21 protein-coding genes are annotated in these 26,218 nt (G+C 72.5%); 6 read left to right on the top strand and 15 right to left on the bottom strand.

The genetic code is table 11. The annotated features are described in order from the left end of the window. Nucleotides 1–20 precede the first annotated feature (20 nt). From ACVW19_RS20800 to ACVW19_RS20785, 4 genes are all read right to left on the bottom strand, one after another. Nucleotides 21–1,010, bottom strand: a complete 990-nt coding sequence (locus tag ACVW19_RS20800; RefSeq protein ID WP_457460819.1) for a malate dehydrogenase — start codon at nt 1,008–1,010, stop codon at nt 21–23. 447 nt (nt 1,011–1,457) lie between these two features. Beyond that, complete coding sequence (locus ACVW19_RS20795) at nt 1,458–2,549, bottom strand: DUF2690 domain-containing protein (RefSeq protein WP_457460818.1); 1,092 nt, start codon at nt 2,547–2,549, stop codon at nt 1,458–1,460. Nucleotides 2,550–3,016: 467 nt separating this feature from the next. Beyond that, entirely contained in the window at nt 3,017–3,583 is a 567-nt protein-coding gene (locus tag ACVW19_RS20790) for a DUF3017 domain-containing protein (RefSeq protein ID WP_457460817.1), read from the bottom strand. After that, nucleotides 3,573–4,427, bottom strand: coding sequence for a bifunctional methylenetetrahydrofolate dehydrogenase/methenyltetrahydrofolate cyclohydrolase (locus ACVW19_RS20785; protein ID WP_202278745.1), 855 nt, complete (start codon nt 4,425–4,427; stop codon nt 3,573–3,575). The genes ACVW19_RS20790 and ACVW19_RS20785 overlap by 11 nt, the downstream gene beginning before the upstream one ends. Nucleotides 4,428–4,791: 364 nt before the next feature. Here ACVW19_RS20785 and ACVW19_RS20780 point away from each other — a divergent pair, with 364 nt between their 5' ends. Next, nucleotides 4,792–5,397: a hypothetical protein gene (locus ACVW19_RS20780; protein ID WP_457460816.1), complete on the top strand. Its 606-nt coding sequence runs from the start codon at nt 4,792–4,794 to the stop codon at nt 5,395–5,397. Nucleotides 5,398–5,511: 114 nt separating this feature from the next. Here ACVW19_RS20780 and purH read toward each other — a convergent pair whose 3' ends face one another. Both purH and purN read right to left on the bottom strand, forming a co-directional pair. Then, entirely contained in the window at nt 5,512–7,074 is a 1,563-nt protein-coding gene (gene purH / locus ACVW19_RS20775) for a bifunctional phosphoribosylaminoimidazolecarboxamide formyltransferase/IMP cyclohydrolase (RefSeq protein ID WP_457460815.1), read from the bottom strand. Then, entirely contained in the window at nt 7,071–7,709 is a 639-nt protein-coding gene (gene purN / locus ACVW19_RS20770) for a phosphoribosylglycinamide formyltransferase (RefSeq protein ID WP_457460814.1), read from the bottom strand. Before purN ends, purH begins: the two co-directional genes overlap by 4 nt. Nucleotides 7,710–8,087: 378 nt before the next feature. Between purN and ACVW19_RS20765 the strand changes: the two genes are divergently transcribed. Continuing rightward, complete coding sequence (locus ACVW19_RS20765) at nt 8,088–8,879, top strand: hypothetical protein (RefSeq protein ID WP_457460813.1); 792 nt, start codon at nt 8,088–8,090, stop codon at nt 8,877–8,879. A gap of 42 nt (nt 8,880–8,921) precedes the next feature. Here ACVW19_RS20765 and ACVW19_RS20760 read toward each other — a convergent pair whose 3' ends face one another. After that, nucleotides 8,922–10,568: a cell division protein PerM gene (locus ACVW19_RS20760; protein WP_457460812.1), complete on the bottom strand. Its 1,647-nt coding sequence runs from the start codon at nt 10,566–10,568 to the stop codon at nt 8,922–8,924. 96 nt (nt 10,569–10,664) lie between these two features. Here ACVW19_RS20760 and ACVW19_RS20755 point away from each other — a divergent pair, with 96 nt between their 5' ends. Beyond that, the gene (locus tag ACVW19_RS20755; RefSeq protein ID WP_457460811.1) at nt 10,665–11,831 is read left to right on the top strand and encodes a helix-turn-helix domain-containing protein; all 1,167 of its coding nucleotides are present in this window, start codon (nt 10,665–10,667) and stop codon (nt 11,829–11,831) included. Between the two features lie 130 nt (nt 11,832–11,961). Here the strand turns inward: ACVW19_RS20755 and sucD are convergent, their stop codons facing one another. The 7 genes from sucD to ACVW19_RS20720 form a co-directional block, all read right to left on the bottom strand. Then, nucleotides 11,962–12,846 carry a succinate--CoA ligase subunit alpha gene (sucD, locus tag ACVW19_RS20750; protein ID WP_202278738.1) on the bottom strand — a complete coding sequence of 295 codons (885 nt, stop codon included), beginning with the start codon at nt 12,844–12,846 and terminating at the stop codon, nt 11,962–11,964. Between the two features lie 21 nt (nt 12,847–12,867). Next, a complete protein-coding gene (gene sucC / locus ACVW19_RS20745) occupies nt 12,868–14,046 on the bottom strand; it encodes an ADP-forming succinate--CoA ligase subunit beta (RefSeq protein ID WP_457460810.1) in 1,179 nt (392 codons plus the stop codon). A gap of 618 nt (nt 14,047–14,664) precedes the next feature. Then, nucleotides 14,665–15,558, bottom strand: a complete 894-nt coding sequence (locus ACVW19_RS20740; RefSeq protein ID WP_457460809.1) for a hypothetical protein — start codon at nt 15,556–15,558, stop codon at nt 14,665–14,667. 108 nt (nt 15,559–15,666) lie between these two features. After that, nucleotides 15,667–15,834, bottom strand: a complete 168-nt coding sequence (locus tag ACVW19_RS20735; RefSeq protein WP_457460808.1) for a hypothetical protein — start codon at nt 15,832–15,834, stop codon at nt 15,667–15,669. Next, nucleotides 15,831–16,994: a VWA domain-containing protein gene (locus tag ACVW19_RS20730; RefSeq protein ID WP_457460807.1), complete on the bottom strand. Its 1,164-nt coding sequence runs from the start codon at nt 16,992–16,994 to the stop codon at nt 15,831–15,833. The genes ACVW19_RS20735 and ACVW19_RS20730 overlap by 4 nt, the downstream gene beginning before the upstream one ends. A 62-nt stretch (nt 16,995–17,056) precedes the next feature. After that, on the bottom strand, nt 17,057–19,462 hold the full coding sequence (locus ACVW19_RS20725) for a DUF5682 family protein (RefSeq protein WP_457460806.1): 2,406 nt from the start codon (nt 19,460–19,462) through the stop codon (nt 17,057–17,059). Further along, on the bottom strand, nt 19,459–20,658 hold the full coding sequence (locus ACVW19_RS20720; protein ID WP_457460805.1) for an AAA family ATPase: 1,200 nt from the start codon (nt 20,656–20,658) through the stop codon (nt 19,459–19,461). Before ACVW19_RS20720 ends, ACVW19_RS20725 begins: the two co-directional genes overlap by 4 nt. Nucleotides 20,659–20,790: 132 nt before the next feature. Between ACVW19_RS20720 and ACVW19_RS20715 the strand changes: the two genes are divergently transcribed. Both ACVW19_RS20715 and ACVW19_RS20710 read left to right on the top strand, forming a co-directional pair. Then, the gene (locus ACVW19_RS20715; RefSeq protein WP_457460804.1) at nt 20,791–22,146 is read left to right on the top strand and encodes an SWIM zinc finger family protein; all 1,356 of its coding nucleotides are present in this window, start codon (nt 20,791–20,793) and stop codon (nt 22,144–22,146) included. 351 nt (nt 22,147–22,497) lie between these two features. Then, nucleotides 22,498–24,222 carry a DUF5691 domain-containing protein gene (locus tag ACVW19_RS20710; protein ID WP_457460803.1) on the top strand — a complete coding sequence of 575 codons (1,725 nt, stop codon included), beginning with the start codon at nt 22,498–22,500 and terminating at the stop codon, nt 24,220–24,222. A gap of 143 nt (nt 24,223–24,365) precedes the next feature. Here ACVW19_RS20710 and ACVW19_RS20705 read toward each other — a convergent pair whose 3' ends face one another. Next, nucleotides 24,366–24,782, bottom strand: coding sequence for a cobalamin B12-binding domain-containing protein (locus ACVW19_RS20705; protein ID WP_457460802.1), 417 nt, complete (start codon nt 24,780–24,782; stop codon nt 24,366–24,368). A 457-nt stretch (nt 24,783–25,239) separates the two neighbouring features. Between ACVW19_RS20705 and ACVW19_RS20700 the strand changes: the two genes are divergently transcribed. Continuing rightward, nucleotides 25,240–26,106 (top strand): esterase/lipase family protein, encoded by an 867-nt coding sequence (locus tag ACVW19_RS20700; protein ID WP_457460801.1) that lies wholly within the window; start codon nt 25,240–25,242, stop codon nt 26,104–26,106. The last annotated feature ends 112 nt before the right edge of the window (nt 26,107–26,218 follow it).

Genomic DNA, 26,218 nt, shown 5'->3' with positions numbered 1-26,218 from the left:
CGCGGTGGGCCGGCTTCGGATCAGATGAGGCCGAGGCCGCGGACCGCCTCGCGCTCCTCCTCGAGCTCCTTGACGGAGGCGTCGATGCGGGCGCGGGAGAAGTCGTTGATCTCCAGGCCCTGGACGATCTCGTACGTGCCGTCCTTCACGGTGACCGGGAAGGAGGAGATCAGACCCTCCGGGACGCCGTAGGAGCCGTCAGACGGGATGCCCATGGAGACCCAGTCGCCGTCCGCGGTGCCGTTGACCCAGGTGTGGACGTGGTCGATGGCCGCGTTGGCGGCGGAGGCGGCCGACGAGGCGCCACGGGCCTCGATGATCGCGGCACCGCGCTTGGCGACGGTCGGGATGAAGTCCTCGGCCAGCCACTTCTCGTCGTTCACGACCTCGGCGGCGTTCTTGCCGGCGACCGTGGCGTGGAAGATGTCCGGGTACTGGGTGGCGGAGTGGTTGCCCCAGATGGTCAGGCGCTTGATGTCGGAGACCGTCGAACCCGTCTTCTTCGCCAGCTGGGTCAGCGCGCGGTTGTGGTCCAGACGGGTCATCGCGGTGAAGCGCTCGGCCGGTACGTCCGGGGCGGCGGCCTGGGCGATGAGCGCGTTGGTGTTGGCCGGGTTGCCCACCACCAGCACCCGGACGTCGTCCGCCGCGTGGGCGTTGATGGCCTGGCCCTGCGGCTTGAAGATGCCGCCGTTGGCCTCCAGGAGGTCACCGCGCTCCATGCCCTTGGTGCGCGGGCGGGCACCCACGAGCAGGGCGACGTTGGCGCCGTCGAAGGCCACGTTCGGGTCGTCCGTGATGTCGATGCCCTGCAGGAGCGGGAACGCGCAGTCGTCCAGCTCCATCGCCGTGCCCTCGGCCGCCTTGAGCGCGGGGGTGATCTCCAGCAGGCGCAGCTTGACCGGCACGTCCGCGCCGAGCAGCTGGCCTGAGGCGATGCGGAAGAGCAGGGCGTAACCGATCTGGCCGGCCGCGCCGGTGACGGTGACGTTCACGGGAGTGCGGGTCATGGCGTTCTCCGTATGACAGCTGGCGGTGGGGCGTCCCGGCCCCGGGGGTACGGATCCCGCTCCGGCGCGTGACCGGTGCCCGCCACGATGATCGACCACCGGTGCGGATGGGTCATCGTGGTGAGTACCGGTGATCGATCTCTTGGCGTCAAGAGAGATCCAGCGATCAGGCTATCGCGGCATCCACGATCGTGGACGTCCAGGCTCCGTGTGGTCAGTCCCACAGAGTGACGAACGTGTACGCGAGCACGCCCGGGGGAAGGCGGCCGCCTGTCCGGGAGAGGGGCGGAGGCGGCCGCCGATCGGGGGACCGATCGTGCCGGACTCCCGTGGGGGTGAGGTTCACGTGCCCCGGTTCCGCCGTCTCATGCGCACACCGCGCCACGAACTTCACGGGCGGCTGCACGGCGCGCCCGGCTCGTCGGCGGGCCGCCGCCTCGGCATGCCCTACTCCGTGCACCCCTCCTCGCCGGAGGCCAGTACCACGCAGGCCTTGGCCTGTGCGGCGCTCTCGACCGCCATCATCGGGGTGTAGGCGACCGTGTCGCCGACCTCGGTGATGCTGTCGCTCTGCTTCGACTTCCCACCGGTGATCTCGATCTCGTCACCCTGCGCGGCCTGGGTGATACGGCCCCACGCGGCACCGCAGGTCTTGCTGTAGCGGACCTCGACCGTGGTGGCGCCGACGGTCGCCGTCTGCGTGGTGGTCACGAGGTCGCCGCTGCACCCCATGTTCTCCGCGTCCTTGCCGTCGCAGCCGTCGCCGCTGCACTTCACCCCGGCGGGCAGTGCCGCGGGGGCGGAGGCGGTGGGTGAGGGGGACTTCCCGGCTTCGCCCTTCCTGCCGCCGTCGCTCTCGGTGACGTAGAACGCGGCGGCGATCACCACCAGCACCCCGACGGCACCCGTGAGGAACATCCCCGTCCGCCGCTTGCCGTCCGGGCCACCGGAGCCGCCACGACCTCCGGCGCCACGGGGCGGCGCGGGAGGGGCAGCGGCGCCGTGACGGCCCGACGGGGCGGGCCCTGCGTACCCGGCCATGCCCCAGGAGTTCGCCCCGGAGGCGTCACGGACGTCCGAGGCCGTCGGCTGCGGCGGCACGCCCGGTGAGACACCGGCCGGTCCGGCGACGCCCGGCCGGACCGGAGCGCCACCGCCCTTGCGGCCCCTGCCGCCCCCGCCGTTCGACGACGGTCCGGCGAGCTCGCTCAGCGCGGAGCGCGCCTGCGAGATCCTGATCGCCTCCATCGTCATGTCGTGGCGCATCTCCGAGCGGCTCCAGGCCCGCTCGGCCAGCTCCCACATGGTGGTCAGGTGCACCGGATTGGTTCCGGTGACCTCGGCCAGGGCCACGATCGCGCCCTTGGGCGCGAGCAGCCGGCCGTTCAGATAACGCTCCCAGGACGTCTTGCTGTAGCCCGTGCGGTCGGAGACCGACGCGACGCTCAGGCCGCTGCGGTCCACGACGCGCCTGAGCTGGCTCGTGAACTCCCTGATCTGCGGATCGAGTTCATCCGGCAAGGCCTTCCAACGAGGCATTGCTTCCCCCTCTTCCCCCCGGTCGTACTGGTATGTCCCTCGCGCGTGGTGGCCCTCTGCCGAGTCGCCGTTCCGGCTACCCACATGGATGCCGCCGGTCAGGATCTCAGTTCCCCGGGCGGGGGCGCACAGGAGCGCCAGGGCCGCGGGCATGCGCCGTCGCGCGCGCGCTCGCTCGTGGCCCAGTCTCCCACCGGCAGCCCCCTCGACCGAACAGAACCGGGCACAACACCGGAGGGCGGCGCGGATCGTCAGGATCGTCACGCCGGTCCCACCGGCCGTCCGAAGTGCCCGCCCTGTCGTGAACGGCGGCCCGTCCTCACCCCCGTGAAAGGACGGGCCGCCGCCGGAAACAACCTTCCTGCACGCCGAACCCGCTGTTCAACGGCTGTCCGGGCGCTGTGGCACGGAAGTGACCGTTCCGCTACGTCCCCCGGATTCCCCGGATCATCCTGGGACAGCCCCCGCTAACTGCTGACCGTGAAGTGCAGCAGGTCCTTCAGGAACGGGAGGTTCAACTTGGCTTCCGGCTGCACCATCAGCGCCAGCAGCACGATCACCAGTCCCAGCACGCCGTACGTGACGATGTCCGTGAAGCGGGAGCGCACGGCGAGCATGCCGACGTCCGGCAGCGCCCAGCGGAGCACGCCGCCCGCCAGCAGCGCCACGCCGATCAGCAGCGTGCCGATCTGGAACAGGTCGAACACGGTCAGCAGCAGGCCGAGCCCGGCCGTGAGCAGCACCGCGAGGATCGGCCACTGCCGGGCGGGCGCGGGGGCGTCGCCGGCGGCGGCCCGGCCGCCGCCCTCCGGGCGGGCGGTGTCCCTGGTGAACCGCGGGAAGCGGCGGGTGGTACGCCGCGGCTTCCCCTCGGCGTCGGGCGCGCTGACGGGATCGGGGGCCTTGGCGAGGTCGGGGGCCGTGCCGGCCTCGGCCTGCGCCGGCTCCGACGACGGCTCCGGTGCCTGAGACTGCTCCGACGCCGGCTCCGACCCGGGTGCCCGCGCCTCGCGGGCCTCGCTGTCAGCCGACACTGCGCTCCGCCGCCTCCACCACGTTGACCAGCAGCTGAGCCCGGGTCATCGGGCCGACACCGCCGGGGTTCGGGGAGACCCAGCCGGCCACCTCGGCCACGTCCGGGTGAACGTCACCCACGATCTTGCCCTCGGCGTTGCGGGAGACCCCGACGTCCAGGACGGCCGCGCCGGGCTTGACGTCCTCCGCGCGGACGAGATGGGCGGAGCCGGCGGCGGCGACGATGATGTCCGCGCGCTTCAGGTGCGCCGACAGGTCGCGGGTGCCGGTGTGGCACTGGGTCACGGTGGCGTTCTCGCTGCGCCGGGTCAGCAGCAGCGGCATCGGGCGGCCGATGGTCACTCCGCGGCCGACGACCACGACCTCGGCGCCCTTGATCTCCACGCCGTAGCGGCGCAGCAGGGTGAGGACGCCGTTGGGGGTGCAGGGCAGCGGGGCCGGCTCGTTCAGGACGAGGCGACCGAGGTTCATCGGGTGGAGGCCGTCGGCGTCCTTGTCCGGGTCCATGAGTTCGAGGATGCGGTTCTCGTCGATGCCCTTGGGCAGCGGCAGCTGGACGATGTACCCGGTGCAGGCCGGGTCCTCGTTCAGGTCGCGGACGACCGCCTCGATCTCCTCCTGCGTGGCCGTGTCGGGCAGCTCCCGCTGGATGGAGGCGATGCCGACCTGGGCGCAGTCGCGGTGCTTGCCGGCGACGTACTTCTGGCTGCCGGGATCGTTGCCGACGAGGATCGTGCCGAGGCCGGGCGTGACGCCCTTCTCCTTCAGCGCCGCCACGCGGGCGGTCAGATCGGACTTGATCGCTGCTGCGGTGGCCTTGCCATCGAGAATCTGGGCGGTCATGGACCCATCCTCGCGGATGACCGGGCCCCGGTTCCAATCCGGACGCGTTCAGCCCGTGCTTCGGCCGCACTCCGCCCGCGCTCCGGCCGCGTCCCCGGCGACCGCGAGATTCGCAATCCCATATTTCACCTCCAGTCCACCCTCGGACCGGCCATGTTTCACCTGTATCCGGCCAAGATCAGCAATGTTGCACTTGCACAACACATACCGCCTGCGGCTGGACAAGCGACAGATCGGTCAAGAACGATGAACGACACGGTGCCGCGGGCAAGAACCGGGGGGACGGACCGCGTCTGCAGAACTTCCTCCGAACCGCGCCCCGCGTCGTCCCCGCACCCGCAGCGACAACGGAGGAAGAAGCGCCATGAGTTTCGGCGACCCGAACAACCCCTACGGACAGCCGCCGCAGCAGCCCGGCCAGCCCGACTACGGCTACCCCCAGCAGCAGCCCCCCGGTCAGCCCGGCTACGGCTACCCGCCACCGCCCGGGTTCCCGCAGCAGCCCTACGGCCAGCCGGGCCCCGTGGCGGTCATGCCCGGCAGCGTGAAGGCCGCGCGCGTGATGCTGTTCGTCCTCGGCGGCTTCCAGGCCCTCGGCGGCCTGCTGATGATGATCGCCAGCGCCTGGTTCGCCGAGATGTTCGAGGATGTCATCGCCGATGACCCGAGCATCTCCGCGGAGGACGCGGACACCGTCGCCGGCATCGGCGCGGGCGTCATGATCTTTTTCGGTGTGATCGTACTGGCGTTCGCGTTCTGGGCGATCTTCACGGGCGTCAAGATGGCCACCGGCCGGGGCGGGGTGCGCGTCTCCGCGATCGTCTACGCCTCGTTCGTCACGCTGTTCAGCGTGATCAGCCTGCTGGGGGCCAACTTCTTCGCCCTGATCAGCCTGGTCCTCGGCATCCTGGTCATCGTGTACTGCGCCAACAAGAACGGAAGCTACTGGTTCAACCGGCCCCAGTACTGAACCCGTTCCACCACCGTGCCTGTCGTGCGAGCCGCCCGACAGGCCGTGAGAAGGGGCCCCGGCCGACGCCGGGGCCCCATTCCGTTCAGGGGAAGTTCAGGGGACGCGTGCCGCTCAGTGGAAGAAGTGCCGCGTCCCGGTGAAGTACATCGTGACGCCGGCCTTCTTCGCCGCCTCGACGACCTGCTCGTCACGGACCGAACCGCCCGGCTGGACCACGGCCTTGACGCCCGCCTCGGTGAGGATCTCCAGGCCGTCCGGGAAGGGGAAGAAGGCGTCCGAGGCGGCATAGGCGCCCTGGGCGCGCTCGGCGCCGGCCCGCTCCACCGCCAGCTTCGCGGAGTCGACGCGGTTGACCTGGCCCATGCCGACGCCGACCGAGGCGCCGTCCTTGGCGAGCAGGATCGCGTTGGACTTCACGGCCCGGCAGGCCCGCCACGCGAAGGCCAGCTCGGCCAGCTCCGCCTCGGAGAGGGCCTCGCCGCCGGCCAGCGTCCAGGTGGCCGGGTCGTCACCCTCGGCCTGGAGGCGGTCGGTGACCTGGAGCAGGGCGCCACCGTCGATCGGCTTCACCTCGACGGGGGCGGCCGGGGCCTCGGGGGCGCGCAGCACGCGGATGTTCTTCTTCTTGCCGAGGGCTTCGAGGGCGCCCTCCTCGTAGTCCGGCGCGACGATGACCTCGGTGAAGATCTCCGCGACCTGCTCGGCCATCTCCTTGGACACCGGCCGGTTGACCGCGATCACGCCGCCGAACGCGGACAGCGGGTCGCAGGCGTGCGCCTTGCGGTGCGCCTCGGCGACGTCCGCGCCGGTCGCGATGCCGCACGGGTTGGCGTGCTTGATGATCGCGACGGCCGGCTCGGCGTGGTCGTACGCGGCACGCAACGCGGCGTCGGTGTCCGTGTAGTTGTTGTACGACATCTCCTTGCCGTGCAGCTGCTCGGCCTCGGCGAGGCCGCCTGTGCCGGAGACGTACAGAGCGGCGGGCTGGTGCGGGTTCTCGCCGTAGCGCAGGGTGTTCTTGCGCTCCCAGGTGGCGCCGAGGAAGTCGGGGAAATCCGACTCGTCGACGGGGGCGTAGTCGGAGGCGAACCAGGAGGCGACCGCCACGTCGTACGCGGCCGTGTGCTGGAAGGCCTCCGCGGCCAGGCGCTTGCGGGTGGTGAGGTCGAAGCCGCCGTCGCGGACGGCGGACAGGACGTCGGCGTACCGGGCGGGGTCGGTGACCACGGCGACGGACGGGTGGTTCTTGGCGGCGGCGCGGACCATGGAGGGGCCGCCGATGTCGATCTGCTCCACGCACTCGTCGGGCGTCGCACCCGAGGCGACGGTCTCGCGGAACGGGTAGAGGTTGACCACGACCAGGTCGAACGGCTGCACGCCCAGCTCGCCGAGCTGCTGCCGGTGGCTGTCGAGGCGCAGGTCGGCGAGGATACCCGCGTGCACCTTCGGGTGCAGGGTCTTGACCCGGCCGTCCAGGCACTCGGGGAAGCCGGTCAGCTCCTCGACCTTGGTGACGGGGACACCGGCGGCGGAGATGCGGCCGGCCGTGGACCCGGTGGAGACGAGTTCGACGCCCGCCTCGTGCAGGCCACGGGCGAGCTCCTCGAGCCCGGTCTTGTCGTAGACGCTGACGAGCGCCCGTCGGATGGCCCGCTTGTTGCTCTCGGCGGTCACTGGATAACTACCTTTCGTCCCTCGATCCGATAGCCGTTGCGGGCGAGCCGCCCCACGACCTCTACGAGCAGCCTTCGCTCGACTTCCTTGATGCGCTCATGCAGCGCGCTCTCGTCGTCCTCGTCCCGGACCTCCACCACGCCCTGCGCGATGATCGGCCCGGTGTCGACACCGTCGTCGACGAAGTGGACGGTGCAGCCGGTGACCCTGGCGCCGTACGCGAGCGCGTCCCGTACGCCGTGGGCTCCGGGAAAACTGGGCAGCAGGGCGGGGTGGGTGTTGACGAACCGCCCGCCGAAGCGCGCGAGGAACTCCTTGCCCACGATCTTCATGAACCCGGCGGACACCACGAGGTCGGGTTCATGGGCGGCGACCGCCTCGGCGAGCGCCGCGTCCCACTCCTGGCGTCCGGCGAAGTCCTTGACCCGGCACACGAAGGTCGGCAGCCCGGCGTGCTCTGCGCGGGTGAGCCCCTCGATGCCCTCACGGTCGGCGCCGACGGCCACGATCTCGGCTCCGTACGCCTCGGCGCCGACGGCGGCGATCTCGTCGAGGAGCGCCTGCAGGTTGGTGCCGGATCCGGAGACCAGCACGACGAGGCGCCTGGGGCGCTCGGCCACGGGCTTGGCGGCCACGGTGGGGCCCTTTCTCGGGAGCGCTCGTGCGGTCGGAGACACAGCGCTTTGTATATTCGTACGAATGCTTCGCCCCCTCGGATACGGGGAAGCCTACGAAGCGGCCGACCGCCAGCAACGATACCGGCACACGGGGCGGCCCCCACGGGACGGGGGCGTGGCTGGAAGGTAGCGTCTGGGAAGAGCCGGTCCGGGAACACTCCCGGACGTTCGGGAACGCTCGGGTCGCCCGGGAACGCCTCCTGTGCACCAAGCGTTCCCAAAAGGGGGCCCGAGACCGGAGAACGGACGGAACACTCCGGCTCAGCCGCGGAAGTCGTCCGTAGCCAGCCGTGCTCGATCAGTCGCACTTCGTTAAAAGGGGAAGACGCTCACTTGATGCCGGACCGCAGCCTGCGATTCCTCACGTTCCCCCAGCCGTCGGCACAGGGAGGGGAGCGTGGCGCCGTGCTGCTGCGGGAGCACCCCTCCTCGCCGCCCGAGACGCCCCGGGACGAGGGCGGCGGCGAGCGGCGCCGTGGCTCCGAGGAGAACAACCCGTTCGCGCCGCCCCCGGAGGGGACCCCCGACCAGCCCTGGCAGCCCCGGCACCCGTCCGGCGACGAGGGCGGCGAGGGTGGCGGCCGGGGAGACGGCGGCCGCTCCCCGTGGGGCGGGCGGTGGAGTGACCGGCAGCCCGGCCGTTCCTCGGGCGGCTTCGGCGATCGTCCGCGCAGCCCGGAGGGACAGAACGGCGGGAACGGCGGCCCCCAGGGCCCCGGACCGCGCTGGGACCCGACGGACCCGGTCCAGCGCCGGGCGCGTTACTCCCTGCTGTCCGGTATGTGGGCCTTCTTCTTCGCCCTGTTCAGCTGGCCCTACGTCGCACTGCTGCTGGGCGCGCTCGCCCTGTACTGGGCGATCAGCGCCCTGCGCGCCAAGCCCCGCGCGGCCTCCGACCCCGACTCCCCGGCACCGGCGCAGACCGGCCGTCCGCAGACCACGGCCGCGGTGAGCGGGCTGGTCACGGCCTCCCTGGCGCTCGTCCTGGTCGCCGCCAACTTCACGGCACAGCTGGTGTACCGGGACTACTACACCTGTACGCAGGACGCCCTCACCCAGGAGGCCAAGCAGTCCTGCGAGACCCTCCTGCCGGACGAACTCCGGAACTTCCTCGGGACGGCCGACTGAGAGACCTGCCGACAGCCGCTCCCGCACACCCGAGCCGCCCCCTCACACCGCAGGGGGCGGCTCGGGTGTGTTCGAGGGTTCGGGAGTGCGGGGCGCGGGGGGAACCGCGGGAGCACCGGGTCCGGCCGGGGCGGGGTCCGCGGGCAGCAAGTCGTAGGGGCTGGAGGCGTCCGGGGGCCGTCGCGCGCCCGTCGTACGCGCCTCGTCCTCCGGTGGCCGCCTGCGCGACCCGCCGATTTTCGGCATCCTCGGCACCCGCGCCCTCGCCTGCGCCCATGTCCATGCCCTTGTGTCAGGTCCCGCCCCCGCCGACGCCCTTGCCGGTGCCCGTTTCGCCGGTTCGTCCCGAGGCGTGCTGCACCGCCGTGCCCGTACCACCAAAGCCGTCGCCGTCGCCACCAGCCCGACCCACACCAGCGTCGCGCCTCCCGTCTGCCACCACACCGGCCCGAAGCGGGAGAGCGCCGCGACCCCCATCGGCCCGCCCGCCAGCGCGGCGGACAGCGCCAGCAGAGCCGCGCACAACACTGCCGCCACCCCGGCGGCGCCGACTGTCCGGCTCCGCGACCAGGCCACGTCCGGCGCCCGCACCGACCGCCGGCCCTCCCGTTCCGCCGGCGCCGGGTGCCCGGTCGCCGTGGCGCCCTTCCCGACGAACCACCCCGTCACCACACCGGCCGCCAACGGCACCGCCCCGGCCGCCCAGTTCACCGGTGTCCCCGGCCCCGCGTCCGGCACCGCCGCCAGCAGCGGGAAGGCGGACAGCAGCGGGGCCGGGGTGGAGGCGAACGGGGTCACGGCAGTGCCGGCCCCGAGGAGGAACCCGGGGCCCAGCGCGTAGGCCGCCGCCCACACCGCCGCGTTCGGCAGCAGCATGACGCCGAGCAGCAGCACCGCGGCCCGCCCCGACCATCCCTCCGTCAGCCGCAGAAAGGCCGCCTGGGTTTCCCCGCCGTGCCACACCAGCGACACCGTCAGCAGCAGTGCCCCGCCGCCGACGAGCACCGCGGCCCCGGCCGTCGCCGCGCGTGCCGCGACCCCGAGGCGTCCGTCCGGGCCGAGGAGCAGATGACGCACCCCCCTCGGCAGCAGTGCCCCCACGGTCCGTTCCAGCGGCCCGCGGGGGCAGCCGTACGCCCGCCACACCCCCACGCCCGCGGCCAGCACGGCGACCAGCGGAACGCACACGCCCGCCGACACCCACGCGGGCCGCAGCTCACCACCCGCGGCATGGAGCGCGGCGGGCACACCGACGGCCAGGTAGCCGAGGACGACGCCCGCCCATGCGGTCGGGCCGTCGACGAGCGGAGCGTCGTCCGACGCGTCCCCGTCCGTGGCGTCGCGGGCCGCCCGGTGCAGCAGCCACACCGGGACCGTGAGCAGCAGCAACGGCGGAACGCCCAGGGGCGCCGGCACACCGGAGAGCGTGTCGGTACGGATCAGCTCGGTGCCGTGCGCCAGCAGCCACAGCGCCGCCGCGATGTGCAGCGCGCCGTCAGGTCCGCTGTCGGGGTAGGGCGAGCTGATCCACAGCAGGATCACGAGCATGGCGAACGCGGCGAGTCCGAGTCCCGCGGCGAGAGCGCCACCGAGGAGACCGGCGGTCAGTCCGGGAGGGCGGTCACGCATCCGGGCGAGCAGCAGGGCCGGCGCCGATCGACGGGCAGTCGTCTGGATCACACCCGCCATGCTCCCAACGACACGCGCTTTCCCGTCGTAACGGGCGAAGCACCGCTGTGTCGCTCAATATAACGTTATGTTCCTTCTTGTGCGAAGGGGCGTCCTGTGACACGGAGCCCTGCCACCCCCCTCCCCTCGCCCGAGGAACGGCGACGCCTACGTGAATCCCGCTCGCTGACGCAGGCTCAGCTCGCGAAGCGGATCGGCGTCAGCCGCGAGACGGTGCGTGCGTGGGAGTCCGGCCGCAGCACACCGCTCGGCCGGAAGCGGGAGACGTACGCGAAACTGCTGACGGCCACGACGGCACCCGCACCCACGGGGCGGCCCAGGCGGTCCGAGCGGCCGGGTCGGTCCCTCGAACACCCTGATCGCTCCGCACACTCCGCATGCTCCGCACACTCTGAACACCCTGGATGCTCCGAACATCCCGAACCGGCCCTCGCCCCGTTCGGCCTGGAGGGCGGCGTTCCCTCCGCCCTGACACCCGCTCAGGCCTTCGACGCCCTGTACGCCTTCTGCGCCCCGGCGCTCGTACGGCAGGCGTACCTGCTGTCCGGCCGCCGCGGACTGGCGCGCGAATCGGTCGAGCGGGCCTTCCAACTGGCCTGGGACCGCTGGCCCGAAGTGGCCCGCGACCGCGACCCGGCCGGTTGGGTGCGTGCGGCGGCGTACGAGTGGGCGCTGTCCCCCTGGCACCGGTTCCGGCCCCGCCACCGGCGCCCGGAACCGCCGCCCTCGGAGCCGTCCGACCGGGAGCTGCTGGACGTCCTGCTGCACCTGCCACCGACGTACCGCCGCACGCTCGTGCTCTACGGCGGTGTCGGCCTCGACCTGCCGGAGACCGCGGCGGAGACGGAGGCCAGCACCCGGGCGGCCGCGAGCCGGCTGCTGCACGCGCACGAGATCGTCGCGGCCCGGCTGCCGGAGCTGTCGGATCCGCGGGTGCTGCACGAACGGCTGGCCGCACTGGCCTCCTCCGAGCACCTGCGGTCCGCCAAGCCGCCGGAGGTGCGGGACGGCAGCGAGCGCAGGGCCCGGTTCTGGACCCGGGCCGTCATCGCCTTCACGGTCGCCCTGATCGGCGTCACCGCGCTCACCCTGGCCACGGCGCCCACGCGCTACGACCCACCGCCGCCGCCCGGGGAGACCGTCCAGGGGGTGCCGCCGCAGATGGCCCCGGGTCCCCTCTCGGACAGGGAACGGAAGCTGCGGAGCAAGCTCCGGGAGGAGCTGCAGCACGGCCCGCAACGGCTGGCACCGCAGCCACGATGACCGGCCGACGTGGTGCCGGGCACCGGGTACCGGGTGCCGCTGCCGGGCGCCGGGTACCGGGTGCCGCTGCCGGAAACGACGGTGGGCCCGTCCCCCTGAGGGAACGGGCCCACCCGTGTTCTGCGGTTGCTCAGCCCGCGAGGAGCTCGCGCGCCAGCTTGGCCGTCTCGGTCGGCGTCTTGCCCACCTTGACGCCCGCGGCCTCGAGGGCCTCCTTCTTCGCCTGGGCGGTGCCGGACGAACCGGAGACGATGGCGCCGGCGTGGCCCATGGTCTTGCCCTCGGGCGCGGTGAAGCCCGCGACGTAGCCGACGACCGGCTTCTTCACGTTCTCCGCGATGTAGGCCGCGGCCCGCTCCTCCGCGTCGCCGCCGATCTCACCGATCATCACGATCAGGTCGGTGTCGGGGTCGGCCTCGAACGCGGCCAGCGCGTCGATGTGCGTCGTGCCGATGACCGGGTCGCCACCGATGCCGACGGCCGAGGAGAAGCCGATGTCCCGCAGCTCGTACATCATCTGGTACGTCAGCGTGCCGGACTTCGAGACCAGGCCGATCCGGCCCGGCTTGGTGATGTCGCCCGGGATGATGCCGGCGTTCGACTGACCGGGGCTGATCAGGCCCGGGCAGTTGGGGCCGATGATCCGGGTCTTGTCGCCCTTCTCCACGGCGTACGCGTAGAACGCGGCCGAGTCGTGGACGGCGATGCCCTCGGTGATGACGACCGCGAGCGGGATCTCGGCGTCGATCGCCTCGACGACGGCGGACTTCGCGAAGGCCGGCGGTACGAAGAGGACGGATACGTTCGCGCCCGTCTTCTCCATCGCCTCGGCGACCGTGCCGAAGACCGGGATGTCGTTGCCGTCGATGTCGACGGAGGTGCCCGCCTTGCGCGGGTTCACACCGCCGACGATGTTCGTGCCGTCGGCCAGCATGAGCTTGGTGTGCTTCATGCCCGTGGCACCGGTCATGCCCTGGACGATGACCTTGGAGTCCTTGTTGAGGAAGATAGCCATGGCTGTTCTGTCCCTCGTCCCTTACTTCGCGGCCGCGAGCTCGGCGGCCTTGTCGGCCGCGCCGTCCATGGTGTCCACGCGCTGCACCAGCGGGTGGTTGGCGTCGGAGAGGATCTTGCGACCCAGTTCGGCGTTGTTGCCGTCCAGACGCACGACCAGCGGCTTGGTGACTTCCTCGCCCCGGTCCGCGAGCAGCTGCAGTGCCTGCACGATGCCGTTGGCGACCTCGTCACAGGCGGTGATGCCACCGAAGACGTTGACGAACACGGACTTGACATCCGGGTCGCCGAGGATGATCTCCAGGCCGTTCGCCATGACGGCGGCGGAGGCGCCGCCACCGATGTCGAGGAAGTTGGCGGGCTTGACGCCACCGTGCGCCTCACCGGCGTAGGCGACGACGTCCAGGGTGCTCATCACGAGCCCCGCGCCGTTGCCGATGATGCCGACCTCGCCGTCGAGCTTGACGTAGTTGAGGTTCTTCTCCTTGGCGGCGGCCTCGAGCGGGTTGGCCGCGGCCTTGTCGTGGAGCGCCTCGTGGTCGGGGTGACGGAACTCGGCGTTGTCGTCCAGGGTGACCTTGCCGTCGAGGGCGAGGACGTCACCGGAGGCGACCTTGGCCAGCGGGTTGACCTCGACGAGGAGCGCGTCCTCGGCGATGAAGGTCTTCCACAGGGTGACGAGGATGTCGGCGACCTTGTCGGCCACCTCGGCCGGGAAGTTCGCAGCCTCGACGATCTCGCGCGCCTTCTCGGGGGTCACGCCCTCGTTGGCGTCCACCGGCGTCTTGGCGACGGCCTCCGGACGGGTGGCCGCCACCTCCTCGATGTCCATGCCGCCCTCGACGGACGCGATGGAGAGGAATGTGCGGTTGGCACGGTCGAGGAGGAAGGAGACGTAGTACTCCTCGACGATCTCCGGAGCGGTCTCGGCGATCATCACCTTGTGGACCGTGTGGCCCTTGATGTCCATCCCGAGGATGTCCGTCGCACGGGCGACGGCCTCGTCCGGGCTGGCCGCCAGCTTCACACCACCGGCCTTGCCGCGTCCACCGACCTTCACCTGGGCCTTGACGACGGACTTGCCGCCCAGGCGCTCGGTGATCTCGCGCGCCGCCTCAGGCGTGTCGATGACTTCACCGGCCAGCACCGGTACATCGTGCTTGGCGAAGAGGTCCCTCGCCTGGTACTCGAACAGGTCCACGCGCTTCCGTCCCTATCAGTGATTCGCGATTCGTTGGATGCGTGGGCGTGCCGCGAAGGGCAACGTGACTACGTCCGCAGTGTCACAGAGGGAGCGCACACGGTGTCCGAGCGCGCGGCATGTCCGTCTCGCAGGTTAGCCCCGGTTGCAAGGTGTCTCTAAATCGCGGGTCACACATGAGCGGTGATACCTGTCACATGATGCCGCAAACAGTGACACAGCGTGCCATCGGTGTGGGGCCTCACCGGGCTGGGGTTGACCCGGTGAGGCCCGCCGTGCACCCGGAGCGGGGACGTCGTCCCTGCTCCGGGGCGCGCGGTGGCCGACCCCCACCCCAATGGGGGCCGGCCACCCCATCCACGGGGTTGCGGCCGGACCAGCCGATGGCGTTCGGCCGTCCGGGTCCGGATACCCCCGTGGAGCTTTCATTACTCGTGAGTCAGGTATCGCACGCACGAGGCGCATGGGGCTTGCGAGGCCTATGGGGTGCAAGGGGCCGCAAGGGGTGCAGGAGGCGTGCGGATGCAGGACGCTCGTACGGGCGTGGGGTGTGCCCGCTTCCAGACGGCCGGGTGAGGGCCCTGCGCAGGTGCGCGGCCTGCCCGCGGGGAGGCCCGCCTAGGCGGGAGAGACCGGGACGTCCCGGTGCCGGTCCCGGGTCTCGGCCGCCTCGGTGGACGCGGTGGCGCCGGGTACGAGCCGGACGCGGAGACGGTGACTCGGGGTGACGGCGTGCGCGTCGCCGTGGCGTGGTGTGCCGTGGTCCGCCGCGGAGCGGTGGCCCGTCGTGCCGTCCGGGCTCCCGCCGGGGGCGGGGGGCGCCGGGGTCGGGTCGGTGTGCGGCGCGGGGGGTGTGGCGCGGCGCTCGGTGCCGTCGTGCGGCAGCGGGTCGACGGCGAGGCCTGCGCCGGCCCCTCCGACGTCCGGGCCGTGCGTGGCGGCCTCCGGGGCTTCGGGCCGCGGAGTGGGAGCGGAGGCGTCGGTCGCCGGTGGCACGGGGGCTTCCGGCCGAGTGAACGGCGCCGGGAGGGTGTCCGGCACGCCCTGCACGCCCTGCACGCCCGGCGCGTCCGGCGGCACGGCGGGCAGCCCCGGGGGCCGGGACTTCACCGGGAGCTCGGGCAGTCCCGGGAGCTCCGGAAGGGCGGGCTGCGTCAGACCGGGCAAGGTCGGCAGGGCGGGAGCCTGCGGGCGTGAGGGCGGAGGCGGTACCGGAAGCACCTTCGCGGGCACCTCGGCCAGACCGTCGACCACCCCGACCAGCCGATCGGTGACCGGGGTCACGACCCGCTCACCCACCGACCCCGAAACCGGCACCACCGCACCAGTGACCGGAGGACCGGAGGAGGTGTTCACCGGGCTGCCGCCGTCCGCCGCCTGGGCCCGCTCCCCGCACAGCACGCCGAGCACGAACACCGCGCCCACCAGGAACGCCAGGTGCGGCGCACGCCTGCCGGCCGCCGTACGCATCGCGCGCAGAGCGGCACCGGGCAGAAGGGCTGACCAGGTCAAGGGAGGAAGGTTTCTCGTGGACGGCGGTACATGAGGGAAACTCGATGCCTCAGGCGTCGAGCGCCGTCGATCCTCGCACGCGACTCCCGAGGATGCGCAAGCCCTCTCTCACCGATGGGGCGTCATGTCCGTCTTTGCCGCACCGAGTCGGACGACGACGGAGCGGCGAATCGCCCCTCCCTCTCCTCCCCTCCTTCTCTCTCCTTCTCTCTCCTTCTCTCTCCTTCTCTCTCCTTCTCTCTCCTTCTCTCTCCTTCTCTCCTCTTCGTTCCTCACACCGGATCCGGTATCGGCAGTGGCCGCTTCTCGATCGCCGCGGCCATCACCTCCGGGAACAGGTCGGGCGTGCAGGCGAACGCCGGCGCGCCCAGCGCGGCGAGGGCCGCCGCGTGCTCCCGGTCGTAGGCGGGCGCCCCCTCGTCGGACAGTGCCAGCAGCGTCACGAACTGCACCCCCGACGCCTTCATCGCCGCGACCCGCTTGAGCATCTCGTCGCGTATGCCCCCCTCATAGAGGTCGCTGATCAGTACGACCACCGTCTCCGCGGGCCGGGTGATCTGCGACTGGCAGTACGCCAGCGCCCGGTTGATGTCCGTACCCCCGCCGAGCCGGGTACCGAAGATCACGTCGACGGGGTCGTCGAGTTGGTCCGTGAGGTCGACCACCGCCGTGTCGAACACGACGAGCCGTGTGTGGACGGACCGCATGGACGCGAGCACCGCCCCGAACACCGAGGCGTAGACGACGGACGCCGCCATCGACCCGGACTGGTCGACGCAGAGGACGACCTCCTTCTGCACGGACTGCACGGCACGCCCGTAGCCGATGAGCCGCTCGGGCACGACCGTCCGGTACTCGGGGAGGTAGTGCTTGAGGTTGGCCGCGATCGTGCGGTTCCAGTCGATGTCGTGGTGACGGGGCCGGCTGACGCGGGCGCTCCGGTCGAGGGCGCCGGTGAGGGTGGCCCGGGTCCGGGTGGCGAGCCGCTTCTCCAGTTCGTCGACGACCTTGCGGACGACGGCCCGTGCCGTCTCCTTCGTCGTGTCGGGCATCGCCTTGTGGAGTGACATCAGCGTGCCCACGAGATGGACATCGGCCTCGACCGCCTCCAGCATCTCCGGTTCCAGCAGGAGGGTGGCGAGCCCCAGCCGGTCGATGGCGTCGCGCTGCATGACCTGGACGACGGAGGAGGGGAAGTAGGTCCGGATGTCCCCGAGCCAGCGCGCCACCGACGGCGCGGACGCCCCCAGTCCCGCCGAACGCTCCCGCCCCGTCTGCGGCTTGTCCCCCTTGCCGTAGAGCGCGGTGAGCGCTCCGTCCATGGCGGCGTCCTGGCCGGACAGCGCGCATCCGGTGCCGTCCGCCGTGTCCCCGCCGAGCACCAGCCGCCACCGTCGCAGCCGTTCCTGCGCCGGGTCCGTCATCGCTGCCGTCATACGTCCCCCTCCGTCTCTTGCTCCTTCGTCTCTTGCTCCTTCGTCCGGTGGACAGGTGACCGTCATCGCGTCGCTCCCACCAGGCCGGCGTCTGTGTCCTCGCCGCCTCCCCCGTCCCCGGCCGCCTCCTCCCCTACCGGTCCCAGCCCCAGCAGCAGCCGCACCACGGGCAGGACCGCGTTCGCCCGGCCGGTGTCGAGGCCGGCCGCGAAGCCGGGTGTCCCGGAACCGGCGCTCGCCACACTGCCCCGCGCCCCCGGTCCACGCCGGACCAGCTCGCCGAGCGTGCGCCGCACCCCGGGCTCGTACGCCGAGAAGGTCCTCCGCAGCAACGGGAGTACGTCCGTGAACGCCTCCGCCGGCACCCCCGTCAGCCACGCGTCGACCAGGCCGAGGAGCCGCTCGTCGTGGACGAGGAGCAGCCCGCCCCCCGAGCCACCGACGAACCCCTCGATCCACGCCGCCGCGTCCGCCGGGGACGTGCCCGGTGACGACAGCACCAGCCCCATCTGCCGGGCCGCCTCGTCCTGCGCCAGCTCCCCGTCGTCCAGCAGCAGGCGGACCGACCGCCCCCGTACGACACCGGGCACGGTGTCCCGCGTCGCCAGCTTCCGCAGTGCCGACGCCCAGCGGGCGCGCAGGTTCCCGTGGCCCGGCGCGGGAACGTCGCCGAGGAGCCCCACCGCCCCGTGCACGGCGTCGAGATGGCGACGCATCTCGACGGCGGCGTCCGCGTCCAGTCCGGCGCAGGCCGGGGGCAGGCCGACCAGGACCCGCTCCGCCAGCCCGGCGGCGACCTCGGCCAGCGCCGCGGTGCCGGTGCCGCGCACATCGCCGTAGCGCAGCGAGCGGACCAGGGCGGGCAGGGCCTGGGCGAGATGGCCGACGTCCGTGTCGAGGGCCGCGCGGTCGGCGAGTATCCGCATCACCGTGGGCAGCGCGTCGGGCAGTTCGGCCAGGAGGCAGTGCTCGGCGAGCCCGGTGACGGCGGCGAGGTCCCGCGCCGCGACGGCGTCCGCCTCGGCCCTGGCGGTCGCGGCGGCTAGTACGGTCGTCCCCCATATCCCGGCCTCGGCGACCCGCACGGACAGCTCCGGCTCCCAGCACAGCCGCCATGTCTCCCGGAACGTGCCCGTACTCCCGTACGAGGCCACCGGCTCCCCCCAGCCGATGCCGAGCAACCGCAGCCGGTGCAGCAGCCTGCTGCGCTGCCCATCGGTCTCCTTGCGCAGGTCGAGTTCCAGTTCCCGCTCCGCGGCCTCGGGTTTCAGCCGCAGCCGGCGCTGGGTCCGGGTGAGGTCCCGTTGCAGGGGCACTGCGGGGGCCGTCGCCGGCACCTCGCCGAGCACGTCACCGACGATCAGCCGGTCGTGCACCAGTGCCAGCGGCACGTCGGAACCCTCACACATCACCGCCCGCACCGCGTCGGTCGTCTCGCCCAGTCCGGGCAGGGGCCGGCCGCGCATCGCGGCGAGTGTCTCCGCCAGCCGTACCGCCTCGATGACATGGGCGGAGGACACGATCCGGTCCTCGGCGCGCAGCAGCCCCGCCACCTTCGTCATCCACCGCTCGACCGGCCGGTCCTCCGCGCCGAACAGGTGCCCGTACCAGCCGGGCGAGTCGATGCCCGCGCCGTAGCCACTGAACCGGGACAGCCTGCGGTTCGTCCACGGCACCCACGTCATGTCCGTCTTGACCTTCGGCAGACCTCTGAGCAGGGCCCGGTCGGCGGTGACGGTGGCCTTCCGCCGCAACGCGGGCACGTGCCAGGCCCCGCAGACGACGGCCACGCCACCCCCGAACTCCCGCTGCGCCGCCCGGATCTGGAGCCGCATGTACGCCTCGCGCACGAGATCCCGGTCGTGTCCCCCGCTGCCGTACACCTCCCGCAGCGCCGTCATGGCCTCCTCCAGCGCGGTGAACGGGGCGAGCGCGTCGCCCTCCTCCCCCGCTCCGCGGTGCTCGACGACGTCCTCCCACCACCGCTCGGCGTCGTCGTACCCGGCGGCCTCGGCCAGCACCCGGAGCGGATCGATCCGCACATCGGTCTGCTGCCCGGCGCCCGCCTGCTCTGCCTCGTCCGCCTGCTCTCCGTCGTTCGCCTCGCCCCTCCCCCGGGCCAGGGTGTGGCTGGCCGGCAGGTCGATGAAGCGGGCCGGGGCGCCGTGCTCCAGCGCCCAGTGGATGGCGACCCACTCCGGGGAGAACGCGGCGAGCGGCCAGAACGCCGAGCGACCGGGCTCGTCCACCGCATGGGCGAGCAGAGCGACCGGCGGACGCATGCCGTCGTCCGCGGCAAGCGGAATCAGATCGTTCGCCTCCGGCGGGCCCTCGATCAGGACGACTCCCGGACGGGCCTCTTCCAGGGCCGCCCGCACCGCCCGCGCCGACCCCGGCCCGTGGTGCCGTACTCCGAGCAGCAGCGGTCCCGCCCCCCGGCCACCGCCTGACTGCTCCACCTCGCTCACGCGCCTGCCTCCCTGCAGGCCCGGTAGAAGTCCTTCCAGCCGTCGCGTTCGCGGACGACGGTCTCCAGGTACTCCTGCCAGATGACGCGGTCCGCCGCCGGGTCACGGACGACCGCGCCGAGGACGCCCGCCGCGACGTCCCCGGCCCGCAGCACGCCGTCCCCGAAGTGGGCCGCCAGCGCCAGCCCGCCCGTGACCACGGAGATCGCCTCGGCGGTCGACAGGGTGCCGCTGGGCGACTTCAGCTTCGTCCGGCCGTCGGCGGTGACCCCGTCGCGCAGCTCGCGGAAGACGGTGACGACACGGCGGATCTCGTCGATGCCGTCGGGCACGGTCGGCAGGTCGAGGGAGCGGCCGATCTGGTCCACCCGGCGCGAGACGATGTCGACCTCCGCCTCGGGGGTCTCGGGCAGCGGCAGCACCACGGTGTTGAACCGACGGCGCAGGGCGCTGGACAGGTCGTTGACCCCCCGGTCGCGGTCGTTGGCGGTGGCGATCAGGTTGAAGCCGCGGACCGCCTGCACCTCCTGGCCCAGTTCCGGTATCGGCAGCGTCTTCTCCGACAGGATCGTGATCAGCGTGTCCTGCACATCGGCCGGGATCCGGGTCAGTTCCTCGATGCGGGCCGTCGTCCCCTCCGTCATCGCTCGCATGACGGGGCTGGGCACGAGGGCGTCGCGGCTGGGGCCGTGGGCGAGCAACCGGGCGTAGTTCCAGCCGTAGCGGATGGCCTCCTCGGGCGTGCCGGCGGTGCCCTGGACCAGCAGGGTGGAGTCGCCGCTGACCGCCGCGGCCAGGTGCTCGGACACCCAGGTCTTCGCGGTGCCGGGCACCCCGAGCAGAAGCAGGGCGCGGTCGGTGGCCAGAGTGGTGACGGCGACCTCGACGATGCGGCGCGGGCCGACGTACTTCGGTGTGATCACGGTGCCGTCCGGCAGTGTGCCGCCGAGCAGGTAGGTGGCGACGGCCCACGGGGACAGTTTCCAGCGGGCCGGCCGCGGACGGTCGTCCTGCGCGGCCAGCGCGGTGAGTTCGGCGGCGAAGGCGTCCTCGGCATGCTCCCGCAGCACCTCGGCCGCGGGCGCGGGCGGGGTGTCCCTCGCGCCCCCGTCCACGGGCGCGGAGCCGTTCCGGCTCGGGCCGACGGACGTCGGTTCGACAGACGCCGGTTCGACAGACACAGAAGACACAGACATGGCGGAGTCCCCCTCCAGCTCGGCCGGTTCGGATCTGGCACCCACCGTGCACCACACCACTGACAATCGCTGCGACCTGGGAAAACGCTCATGCGAGGCCGATTGTCAGTGGGGGGATCTACCTTCGATGACATGACTCAGCAGGGGGTGCGCTGGACCGCGGACCAGGTGCTGGCCTTGGCGCCTGACGTCGCGTCGCGCACAGCGGGAAGCAAGCTCGGCGCGGCCGGTCCGTGGTCCGAGGCCGGCAGTTCGGGCGAGGGGGCGGTGTGGGGACTGTGCGAGGGCAGCGGCAGCACGTCGTACCGGACGGTGGTCGACATCGCGGACGTCTCCGGGCCCGCGTACAAGTGCAGTTGCCCGAGTCGCAAGTTCCCGTGCAAGCACGCCCTGGGTCTGCTGCTGCTCTGGGCGGGCGACGAAGGGGCGGTGCCGCGGGCGGAGGCGCCGGAGTGGGCCGGGCAGTGGATCGCGGGCAGGCGCGGGCGCGCTGAACGGAACGGGGCCGCGGTTCCGTCGGGCCCTCCGTCCGGACCCGCCGATCCGGAGGCGGCCCGGCGCAGGGCGGAGCGCCGGGCCGAGCGGGTCACCGCGGGCGCGTCGGAGCTGGAGCAGCGGCTGACGGATCTGCTCCGCGGCGGACTGGCCACGGCGGAGCGGTCGGGGTACGGCCTGTGGGAGGAGACGGCGGCCCGCATGGTCGACGCGCAGGCGCAGGGACTGGCCGGCAGGGTCCGGGAGTTGGGGGCGATCCCGGGCACGGGTCCGGGGTGGCCGGTGCGGCTGCTGGAGGAGTGCGCGCTGCTCCACCTCCTCGATCAGGGCTGGCTGCGCCGTGATCGGCTGCCGGAGGGGCTGGCCGCGACCGTCCGCTCCCGCATCGGTCTGCCGGCCTCGGCGGACGGCCCGCCGGTGCGGGACCGCTGGCTGGTCCTCGCCCAGTACGACTCGGCGGACGCGCGCCTGACGACCCGCCGGATCTGGCTGCACGGCACGGACTCGCGGCGCACCGCGCTGCTCCTCTCCTACGGGGCCGCGGGGCGCGCTCCGGAACTCGCGCTGCCGGTGGGCCTGGCCCTGGACGCGGAGCTGTCCGCCTACCCGGGTACCGGGCAGGCGCGGGCGGCGCTCGGTGAGCGGTTCGCGGCGCCCGCCCCCACGGCCGAGCGGCCCCCCGGGACGACGACGGCCCGGGCCGCCGCCCGTTACGGCGACGCGCTGCGCGACGACCCCTGGCTGGACTCCGTTCCGGTGACCCTGGACCGGGTGATACCGGCCCCGGACGGCGACTCCTGGCAGCTCGCGGACGCCGACGAGGACGCCGCCCTGCCGCTCACCGCGGCCGCGCGTTCCCGTCCCGGGCTGTGGCGTCTCGTCGCCCTCTCGGGCGGTGCGCCGGTCACGGTCTTCGGCGAGTGCGGCCACCAGGGCTTCACCCCGCTGGCGGCCTGGCCGGAGGGACCCGGCGAGGTGGTGCCGCTGTGCTGAACCGCCCGCACCTCGCCGGCCCCACCAGCCTCCGGCCTCCCCCGGGGTCCGACGGAAAGGGAGCTCTTGACATCTCCCCCTGCCGAGCAGGTGGATTCAACCCTCACAGGTCGATCTTTCTGTTTCATCTTCATCGACAGCAGCCGACCCGAACCAACGGCGAGGACTGGTGTACCAGTCCTCGGTCTTACGCCGGCTCCACGGACCTGACATCCCACCGGCCCGGCGGTAGACCCGGTCAGCTTGCTTTTCGCCGACCGGACATCTCGCACACATCAACCCCATCCGGGGGCCGTGGGTGGCCGACGACGAATCGCCCCTGAAGGACGGGTTTCCCTCGAAGGAGATCAGATGAGCAGGACCTCCGTACCGGCCGCACCCTCGGCCGCGTCGGCGCCGCACTCTGCGGACCCGTCCCTCCCGGGCGCCTGGGAGGACCTCGTCACCACGGCGCTGCTGGGGACGGACCGGCGTACTCCGGCCGGCGCCGCGCCCGGCGCGGGCGCCCCGAAGGCCCTGCTGGACGCGGCGGCCGTGGTGACCGTGCGGCGCCGCGCCGGACTGCGTCCCGCCAGGGCGGCGGAGCGTCCGCGACCGGCGCCCCGGGACCCGCGCCCCGCGCTGCCGCCCGCCGCCGCCCGCCGGCTCACGATGCTGCTCGCCGACCGCCCCGGCACCTCCGGCGGCGGTCGCCGGGGCACGACACCGGACCTGATGGAGCTGCTGCCCCAGTGGCTGGCGGCGGCGAACGCCCACGGCTTCGCGGCGCCCGCCCCGGCGCTGCCCGCGCTGCTCGACGCCGCGCGGGGGCGTACGGACCTGCGGCCGGCGGCCCTGCGGTTCGCGGGGCCGCGCGCTCTGTGGCTGGCCCGCCTCAACCCGGACTGGCGGTTCGCCCTGCGCTCGGCGCCGGGAGGGGGCATGTCACTTCCGGGGACCGTGAACGCCGTGAACCCCAAGGGCCTTGAGGCTCCCGAGGAGCCCGAGGTCCTCGAGAACACGGAGTCGTCCCTGCGGCTCTGGCAGGAGGGCCTCTTCGCGGAACGGGTCGCCCTGCTCGCCGCCCTCCGTTCCCGCCGTCCCGCCGCCGCACGCGAACTCCTCGCGACGACCTGGGCGACGGAGCGGGCCGAGGACCGGCTGATGTTCCTCGACTCGTTGCGCACCCGCCTCTCGCCGGACGACGAGCCGTTCCTGGAACTGGCGCTCGCCGACCGCAGCCGCAACGTACGGGCGACGGCCGCCGAGCTGCTGTCGGCGCTGCCCGGTTCGGCCCTCGCGGAGCGTATGGCGGTCCGGGCCGGGGTGTGCGTGGCCGTGGACCACACCCGGGACACGCCCACCCTCACCGTCGAGGCGCCGCACGAGTGCGACGCGGACATGGAGCGCGACGGGGTGGCGGCCAAAGCTCCCGCGGGCCGGGGCGAACGGTCGTGGTGGCTGGGGCAGCTGGTGGAGGCGGCCCCCCTGGGCACCTGGTCGCGGCGGCTCGGCGGACGTTCCCCCCAGCAGATCGTGGCCCTCCCCGTGGCGGACGACTGGCGGAGCGAACTGCACGGGGCATGGTGCCGCGCGGCGGTGCGTCAGCGGGACGCGGAGTGGTCGCGGGCACTGCTCGGCGAGCCCTCCGCGGTGGAGGCGGGCGGCCCGGGGGCGGTGTCCCTGGCCGAACGGGCCAAGCTGCTCGGCACGCTGGGCGCGGCCGAACGAGCCGAGTGGGTGGCGGGGTTCATCGAGACACACGGACTGCCGGACGCGTTCCAGCTGCTCGGCGTGTGCGCGGTGCCGTGGGCACCACCGCTCGGCCGGGCCGTGGTGGACGCGCTCAACATCGCCCGGGACGCGGGGAGTTATCCCTGGAGTTTCAGCGGTGTGATGGGCCTGGCCGAGCGCTGCCTCGACCCCTCGGAGGCAGGCCACCTCGATGCGCTCCTGGCCGTACCGGACGAGCCCGAGGACGCCTCGCCGGGCTCCGGTGGCTACTGGTCGGAGGCGTTCCAGCGACTGGTCACCACACTGCGGCTGCGCGCCGCGATGCTGGCGGAGCTGACCCCGGCACCACCCGACCGCCTTTGACTCCCCGGCTCCCCACAACCACCGCTCACCGGCCCCGCGGATGAACGCGGGGCCGGCCGCGCGGTCCGCATCGGAGCCGGAGCCCGCACCGTCGGTCCCGAAGCGGGGTCCGCGCGGTCGACGGGGACCGCCCGGGCCGGGGTCTACGCCTCCGCGGGATGCCGCACGGTCGCGCGCACCCAGTCCACGATCGAGGCCGTCGTCGCCCCCGGGGTGAAGATCTCCGCGACGCCCTTCTCCTTCAGCGGAGCGATGTCCGCTTCGGGGATGATCCCCCCGCCGAAGACCAGGATGTCCGCCGCGTCCCGTTCCCTGAGCAGTTCGATCACCGCCGCGAAGAGCGTGTTGTGCGCACCGGAGAGGATGGACAGACCGATCGCGTCGGCGTCCTCCTGGATCGCGGTGTCGACGACTTGCTCGGGAGTCTGGTGGAGCCCGGTGTAGATGACCTCCATACCGGCGTCGCGCAGGGCCCGCGCGATCACCTTGGCCCCACGATCGTGGCCGTCGAGCCCCGGCTTGGCCACCACCACGCGGATCGGACCGGCTGCCACACCCATTACTGCCTCCTGAAGCGACTACATCCATCCGTACCGAGAAATACCGCACATACAAGCCATGCCGCACCCGTCACGTGCCGCATGGCTCCGCCGCCCACCGAATACGCCGCCAAGGTACAGACGCCCGGCCCGCACCGGACCGGAGAAGTGAGTGAACGGACGTTATCCCCAGCATCCCGCAACCGGCAGTTTCACGGTGCGGACAGAGGGGGAAATCACACAGAGAGACATGTTCACCGCGCACCGTCCCGGTGCCTCACGAGCCGGGCACCGCTGCCCGTGCGACACACGGACAACAGTGGGAACATGCGTATAAGGGATTCGTAACGAGGTCGTTTCCACCGCCGCGACCAGCCAAAGCTCCTGACGGGCGCGGCGTCGACCGCTTTTCGTAGCGAACCCCATGAGGGCACACGGGGGACAGAGCTGTTCTTCGCGTGCCGACAGGAGGTCGGCCATGAAGGTCACGGAGGCAGTACTCCCCTTTCTGCCACTCTGCCGGCGCCTGGTGCCGAGCCGGCTGGCAGGCCTCTCCACCGCCCTGCTGAAGGCCACCGCCCTGGAGCTCGCCATCCTGGTGGGCCACATGCTCCTCTATCCCGCCGGCATCGTGCAGGAGCGGCGGGACACGACCCCTGAGCTCCCCCCGCCGGACGGCACCGCGAAGCTGCCGGTGGAGTGCCGGCCCCCGGTCGTACTGCTGCACGGCTTCATCGACAACCGTTCGGTGTTCCTGCTGTTGCGCCGCAGTCTCGCCCAGCACGGCAGGCAACAGGTCGAGTCGCTCAACTACTCCCCGCTGACCTGCGACATCCGCGTCGCGGCCGAACTACTGGGCCGGCACATAGAGGAAGTGTGCGAGCGCACCGGCAGCAGCCGCGTCGACATCGTCGGGCACAGCCTCGGAGGGCTGATCGCGCGGTACTACGCGCAGCGCCTGGGCGGTGACGCCCGCGTACGGACCCTCGTCACACTCGGCACTCCGCATTCCGGCACGCGCGTCGCTCCGCTGGCCAACGCGCACCCCATCGTGCGCCAGATGCGTCCCGATTCACCGGTGGTCGAGGAGCTCGCCCGCCCCGCGCCCGGCTGCCGCACCCGCTTCGTCGCTTTCTGGAGCGACCTCGACCACGTCATGGACCCGCTGGAATCGGCCTGCATCGAGCACCAGGACCTGATCGCGCAGAACGTGCGGGTGGGCGGCGTCGGCCACCTCGCCCTGCCCGTGCACCCCGCCGTGGCGACCGGCATACGGGAGGCCCTGGACGCGGCACACCCCGGAGAGCCGTCCACCGGCCACGCGGGCGGCCTGACGGTGGCGTGACGAAAAGCGGGCGACACGCCCGGAACGCGCGCTCCTCGACAACCGCGACGGCAGCACTTCCCCACCCGAACAACAGCCGCTCCGTCCGGCCGACTTGGCGACGTGGACGCAT

The sequence above is a fragment of the Streptomyces sp. TE5632 genome (genome assembly GCF_054061295.1).
This window is presented reverse-complemented; position numbering and strand designations above follow the sequence as displayed.